7 protein-coding genes are annotated in these 6,173 nt (G+C 35.6%); 2 read left to right on the top strand and 5 right to left on the bottom strand.

Features of this window, described 5'->3' with window-relative positions:
• Both ACILQF_RS09500 and ACILQF_RS09505 read right to left on the bottom strand, forming a co-directional pair.
• A partial coding sequence (locus ACILQF_RS09500; RefSeq protein WP_395627174.1) for an SH3 domain-containing protein occupies positions 1-673 on the bottom strand: 673 nt, incomplete at its 3' end.
• Between the two features lie 176 nt (positions 674-849).
• Positions 850-1,683 carry an SDR family NAD(P)-dependent oxidoreductase gene (locus ACILQF_RS09505; protein ID WP_395627175.1) on the bottom strand — a complete coding sequence of 278 codons (834 nt, stop codon included), beginning with the start codon at positions 1,681-1,683 and terminating at the stop codon, positions 850-852.
• A gap of 104 nt (positions 1,684-1,787) precedes the next feature.
• Between ACILQF_RS09505 and ACILQF_RS09510 the strand changes: the two genes are divergently transcribed.
• Positions 1,788-1,997 (top strand): hypothetical protein, encoded by a 210-nt coding sequence (locus ACILQF_RS09510; RefSeq protein WP_395627176.1) that lies wholly within the window; start codon positions 1,788-1,790, stop codon positions 1,995-1,997.
• 31 nt (positions 1,998-2,028) lie between these two features.
• On the opposite strand, the gene ACILQF_RS09515 is transcribed toward ACILQF_RS09510, so the two are convergent.
• From ACILQF_RS09515 to ACILQF_RS09525, 3 genes are read right to left on the bottom strand one after another with little or no spacing between them, the layout of a single operon-like run.
• On the bottom strand, positions 2,029-2,784 hold the full coding sequence (locus tag ACILQF_RS09515; protein ID WP_395627177.1) for a hypothetical protein: 756 nt from the start codon (positions 2,782-2,784) through the stop codon (positions 2,029-2,031).
• Positions 2,785-2,788: 4 nt separating this feature from the next.
• Positions 2,789-4,186, bottom strand: a complete 1,398-nt coding sequence (locus ACILQF_RS09520; RefSeq protein ID WP_395627178.1) for an aldehyde dehydrogenase family protein — start codon at positions 4,184-4,186, stop codon at positions 2,789-2,791.
• A gap of 39 nt (positions 4,187-4,225) precedes the next feature.
• The gene (locus tag ACILQF_RS09525; RefSeq protein ID WP_395627179.1) at positions 4,226-5,899 is read right to left on the bottom strand and encodes an amidase; all 1,674 of its coding nucleotides are present in this window, start codon (positions 5,897-5,899) and stop codon (positions 4,226-4,228) included.
• Positions 5,900-5,970: 71 nt separating this feature from the next.
• Between ACILQF_RS09525 and ACILQF_RS09530 the strand changes: the two genes are divergently transcribed.
• The coding region (locus ACILQF_RS09530) for a hypothetical protein (protein WP_395627180.1) at positions 5,971-6,173 on the top strand (203 nt) is incomplete at its 3' end.

The raw sequence follows: 6,173 nt of genomic DNA on the forward strand, positions 1-6,173 counted from the left end.
TCCTTTTATCAGGGAAAGAAACTCTATAAAATCCATTAGCTTCATCCAATATTTGTAAAATATTTCCTGCAACAAGATCAGAAACCGGCAAAGAAGATTCAGAAGCTTCCGAATAAGCAAAACCAAACAAATCAATATAAACTAGCTTCTTTGAAGATTTCCAATTTTCAAAATCAGTGCTATTTAATGGGATAATGCCCCTAGACTCTGTCCACGATAGGTAATTATCTGGCGTACGCACTAAAAAATGACCCTTCTCTTTCTTTAAAATTTTTACGGGCGTACCAAGAGTAGCTTGAGTTGCCATTTCTGCTGCGTGATTTGGTGCATATCTCGTATTAATAACCGAAAGGTTAGAGATACCATAAATAGCTTCACCTAAATCTTTAGAAGGTAAAATATCTTCTTTCAGAATGATTGATAAATTTTCACTCTTTAAAAGAGTTTTAAATTCTTGAATAGCCTCAGGATTGCCTACTTGTAACTGATACGTTAAAGGCTCAAATTTTTCAAGCTTGAGCTCGTAAAATTCAGTCCTTTTATCAGGAGCATATTTTTTTTGAACTTGCGTGGAAAGCTGATTAATTCTCTTAATGATTGTGGAATCTTGAAAAGCAGCTTTAGTAGATGTACTAACAAATAAAATCAGGGCAATAAAAAATAGTTTCTTCATATTACAAAAAAGACGAAAATTGGATGCTCCATATTTAACATGATACATCAAGCAATTAATATAAAATTAAGCAAAGAATCTGAAAATAATATCAATAATATAGGCTTGTTACAATATTGTAAACCGAACTTATTAACTTGCTGACATACAATAATTTAATTTAAAAAAATCGGAAATTAAGATTCAATTTTTTCAAGCCAATCCATTAATGAGTGGTATTTATATTTAAAATTCAATTCATGGATTGTTCGCTCACTTGAAATTGTTTTCCATTTTATTATTTCGGGAATAAAAACAGGAGGGATTAAGTGCTCCACTTTTGCAGCAAGAGAATAAAACTCCTCTTTGGTAGGATGAGAAGGCGAGCAACCTAAATAAACTCCTTCGGCAGTTACAGAATCAATCAAACAATTGATTAAAGATACTGCATCATCTAAATGAATCATATTAACTGGGGCCAATCCGTTAGGAACATTATTCTGACCAGCAAAAAACCTACCCGGCATTCTATTTGGTCCGATTAAGCCTGATAACCTCAGCAAAATAACTTGCCTATTTAATTCAGACAATAACGCTTCTGTCTCAGCTAAAACCAGACCCGATTCAGTTTCTGGAGCTATTTCTGAAAATTCATTTAGAATGGTATTTGATTCCGGATAAACAGATGTAGAGCTAATGAAAATCACTTTTGAAACTGGTGATGTTTCTAATTGCTTTCTTAATAATTGAGCCATTTTACGGTAATTGGCCAAGCCATCAATGTTTCTTCTTCCTGGCGGAATTGAAATGATTAAAATATCAGATTTAAGAAATTCACTTAAGTCGGGAGTTTGAGTTAATGAGTCGAACTGGACTAGATAAGGCTCAATTCCAGCAGATTGAAATATTGGAAGTTTTTCAGGGCTAGTGGTGCTGCCCTTAAGCTCAAAACCTCTAGAAATTAGATTTAGAGCTAGTGGATAGCCTAGCCATCCACATCCTAACAAGCTTATCCTTAATTTATCTTTCATAGCTTCCTTTCAAATGTACATGGAAAATTTTGTAAACCTCCTTTGGCAATAGATTTCAATCAATAAGATAAAGATAAAAGCAGAATAATAAAATAGCTGGATTAGTGTTCACATTGGCAACTTCAACAATAATGTTTCAGGGTTGCGCAAAAGCTCCAAAAACACAAAAAGATACTGTAAATGGTTCAGCAACGGGCGGTACAAAGGGCGCATATATTGGTCGTAAAATGGGTCGGCAGGCAGATAAAATTAAAAATTCAATTCCAAATACAGAAGTTATTCGGGAAGGAAAAGGAATTGTTTTAATCATTTAGAAACAGAAACTCGATATTTCTAAACTCTGTTTTAAAAATTTATCTCTACAAAAGGTCTCAAGGATAAAACATGCCTCCCTAATTCCTGATTTCCAATTACTTGCCAATATTGACTTGACTCATAAATATCAATCCCTCCAGAAAATAAGATCCAAGCAATATTCTGATCTATATACACCTGAGCATCTGAATGCTTGTGATACACAGATAATTCCCAGTAATGATCACGACGAATTAAGCTCCATAACCCACGTGAATTACCTACAACCTCAATTGAAATGAGCGTGCCAATTGGAGAATGAAAATCCTTAAAATGCGAAGGCAAAAAATGCAAACAATACGCTAAAAACGGATGGTAGAAATTAGAATCCAACAATAAACTTGCGCCAAGCGATTGCCTAATTTGTTGCTGATAAAGCCAAATTTGCGCATAAAATTTAAAAATATCTAATTGAGAACTTGCTGGTGTGCCAGCATTTAATTGGCCCCAAATTATTGTATTATCATTGAAATAAGAATTTAGTTGCTCTTGTAGGAATTGTAATTCAACAATTAAAGTATCGGCACTAAAATATTCTGAGGTGTTTAACTGGACAGGATTTGACTCAAATCCATTAGCTAGGGGAAGGAGATTGTGCCTTGACGCATCCAAAATTTGGATAGCAATATCCTTCACTTTCCAGTTTTTACGTGCAGTATCCTTGTTCCATTGCACCCAACTTATGCCTGGAATTAATTCAATAAGCTTTGCGTTAAGTTCTTGAAAAAGATTTAGGGCATTATTCATTCATTTACAAAATCTTTTTTAGCCATTTGAGTAATCCTTTTTTATTTTCATAAGGAGGATAGGCCAATTTATTAAAATCAGGATTCGATTGAAACATGACTCCACGTTCATGAGAAAAAGCCTTAAAGCCATAAAACCCGTGACAGCTACCTGTTCCGCTATTTCCAATTCCTCCAAATGGGAGGTTAGGATTTGAAATATGAAGCACCACATCGTTAACGCAAGTACCCCCAGCAGAAGTCTGCCTTATCACATTTTCAACTAAAGCCTTTGACTTAGAAAAAATATACAAAGCCAATGGTTTCGCTCTTTGGTTTACCAAATTAATAGCTTCTTGAAGATTAGAATAGGCAAGGATAGGCAAGATAGGACCAAATATCTCTTCCTGCATTAAGCTTGATGAAAGTGGAACCTTACTTAGAATGGTAGGTTCCAAAGTATTATTTTCATCACTATTTGCACCTCCTTTTATCAGCAATGCACCTTCTGCAATTGCATTATCTCTTAAATTTTTTAACCTATTATAATGTGTATCGCTAATAATTTTCCCATAACTTGACAGGTCAAGTAGCTGCTTTTTAAAATAGAGCTGATCAATTTTTTCTGAAACAAGTCTTAATAATTCAGTCTCTTGATTCACACTAACTAAAACATAATCAGGCGCAATACAGGTTTGCCCTGCATTCATAAACTTACCCCAAACAATTTTTTCGGCAGCTTTTTCAAGATTCGCATCTTCCGCAATAATTACCGGCGATTTGCCACCCAACTCCAGCGTAACTGAACTCAAATGCTTAGCAGCAGCTTCCATCACTATTTTACCAATCTTCGGGCTCCCAGTAAAAAAAATATGATCGAATGGAAGTTTTAAAAGCGTTTCAGACAAGGACGCATCTCCTTCAAAGCAGGCAACTTCCTTATTCTCAAAGTGATTATTAATCAATTTTGTGGCTAGTTGAGCAGTAGCAGAACTGAGTTCAGAAGGTTTAAGCATGGCTGTATTGCCAGCTGCAATAGCTGAAATTAAAGGAGCAATAAGTAATTGGAAGGGATAATTCCAAGGCGCGATAATCAATGAAACACCCTTAGGCTCGTAATAAATTCGATTTTTGGTCAATAAACTGCTCATACTTGCTGAAACCCTTTTGGGCTTCATCCATGAAGCGAGATGTTTGAGTGCAAAATCTATTTCTGCATACACAAAATAAACCTCGGTTAAGGCCGCTTCAAATTCACTTTTTCGCAAGTCTTTTTTTAGAGCATCAAAAATTAAGTGTTCATTCTCCTGAATAAGAATTTTAAGTTTTTTAAGTTTTTCTTTTCTCTCCTTTAAGGAGGTATTCCTTAAAATTAAGCTATGAGCCCTTTGCTGCTCAAATATTTCCTTGATTTTTTCTTGCATTATATCAAATGAATCTAGCATTACCATGCCTTAAGAATTTTAAAAATTTAATGAAGGTTGTTTCTTATGAAAGTCGCTTGCTCTTTGATAGGCCTCTGCAATTTTCAATAATTTGCCTTCTCCAAACAATTGTCCGGTAAAGGTAATACTGGTTGGCATACCATTTCTAAATCCGTTGGGTAAAACAACACAAGGATGACCACTTAAATTGGTAGCTACTAAATTTTGTCCGAAAGCTGGTGCAATAAAAGCATCCAAACCTTTCATTTTTTTATGAATCTCTTCAATAAGAATAGCTCTAGCACGATTAGCTTGAATATATTCAACTGCAGGAATGAAATGCGAAGAGCGGAAGCCGCTTGGCCAGGCATTTTTATCTTGTTTAACCATTAAATCGTCGCGGTTTGACAAAGTAAGGTCTTCGAAGGCAGCACCAGATTCGGCCGATAAAATAATTAGCATATCCCGGTAAGGAAGTATAGGCAGCTCCAGTTCAACCAACTCTGCTCCCATATCCTTCAATTTTTTGAGACTCAAACTATCATTTACCGAATTGGCATATTTTCTATTAAATTCCGACTTAATAAAACCAATGCGCATCCCCTTTAAGCTTGCGCCTTGAGGCGAAGTATAATAAAATGGTGCTGAAATAAGGCTTAAGTCTTTGTTGTCTGATCCTTGTATGGCATTGAAAACAATGGCACAATCTTCTACACTACGTGTAATCGGACCCAATTTATCCATGCTCCAGCTCAAAGCCATTGCGCCATATTTGCTTATTCTGCCAAAGCTTGGGCGAAGTCCCGTTGTACCACATTCTGATGAAGGTGATACAATAGAACCCAGCGTTTCTGAACCGATGGCAAAAGGAAGGCAACCGGCAGCTACCGCAGAAGCAGAACCGGCTGAAGAGCCACTTGAGCCACGATTTAAATTCCAGGGATTTTTTGTTTTACCCCCAAACCAAACATCACCCATGGCTAACTCTCCCAAAGTCATTTTAGCAATCAAAATTGCACCTGCATCTTCAAGCTTAGTAATAACAGTTGCATCCACATCAATTATTTGATCTTTATATGGAACTGATCCCCAGCTAGTTTTATATCCTTTTGCTGCCAGTAAATCCTTTGCACCAAAAGGAATTCCATGTAATAAACCTTTATATTTTCCGGCAGCAATTTCAGCATCTGCTTTTTTAGCATGCTTTAAAGCGCGCTCCTCCGTAATGGAAATAGCAAACATTAATTTTGAATCATATTTTTTAATACGATCAATAAAGAAATTTGTTAAATCCACAGAAGAAATTTGTTTCGTCCGGATTAGATCGGCTAACTGAACAATAGTATAAAATGCAAGATCGTCCTTTACAGTAGGAAGCTTTGAAGTATTTACTGAACTTACTTTAAAATAATTTGACTGATCAGGAAATTCATATCCCACAGGAAGCGGATTAAAATTTAAAGCTGGAGAAACAGAATTAGGTATATTTAATTTACGAAGGGCCGTAAAACTAGCACGCTGGCCTTCCAAATCTGTAAGCATTGAATCAGCCTCAATATCCGTAAAATCAAGTCCTATAACCTTTTGAGCGGCTCTGACTAAAGCAATACTAATCTTTTCATCTTCCACTTTTTGGGTGATAAACCCACCTAGTGTAAAACTTAACAAACAAAGTATAGCAATAATACTATTCCGACGGGTAATGAGTTTCATATAAGCTTATTAATGGTTGAGCATAAATTTAATAAAAGAAACAGTAAATTAAGCCCATCGATAAATTTATTATGACACGTAAAATTCACATCCTTTTATTTTTAATAAGTGCATGCTTTGCTTCTCAAGCGCAGACTACAAAAACTGGAGTTTTAGTAATTGGAGACAATTCTGCAGCAATAGCAGCAGCTATTCAATCTGCTCGTTCCGGTGTAAAAACCATGTATTTACCTCAGTCAAGATCATTTACGCCAGTTTTTTCTGAAAAAGATCT

It is taken from the genome of Daejeonella sp., assembly GCF_044232565.1.
In the GTDB taxonomy this organism is placed as follows: domain Bacteria; phylum Bacteroidota; class Bacteroidia; order Sphingobacteriales; family Sphingobacteriaceae; genus Daejeonella.

Coding starts and splice junctions, on each gene's coding strand:
- ACILQF_RS09520 (WP_395627178.1), bottom strand. CDS start 4,186: ATGCAAGAAAAAATCAAGGAAATATTTGAGCAGCAAAGGGCTCATAGC.
- ACILQF_RS09505 (WP_395627175.1), bottom strand. CDS start 1,683: ATGAAAGATAAATTAAGGATAAGCTTGTTAGGATGTGGATGGCTAGGC.
- ACILQF_RS09525 (WP_395627179.1), bottom strand. CDS start 5,899: ATGAAACTCATTACCCGTCGGAATAGTATTATTGCTATACTTTGTTTG.
- ACILQF_RS09515 (WP_395627177.1), bottom strand. CDS start 2,784: ATGAATAATGCCCTAAATCTTTTTCAAGAACTTAACGCAAAGCTTATT.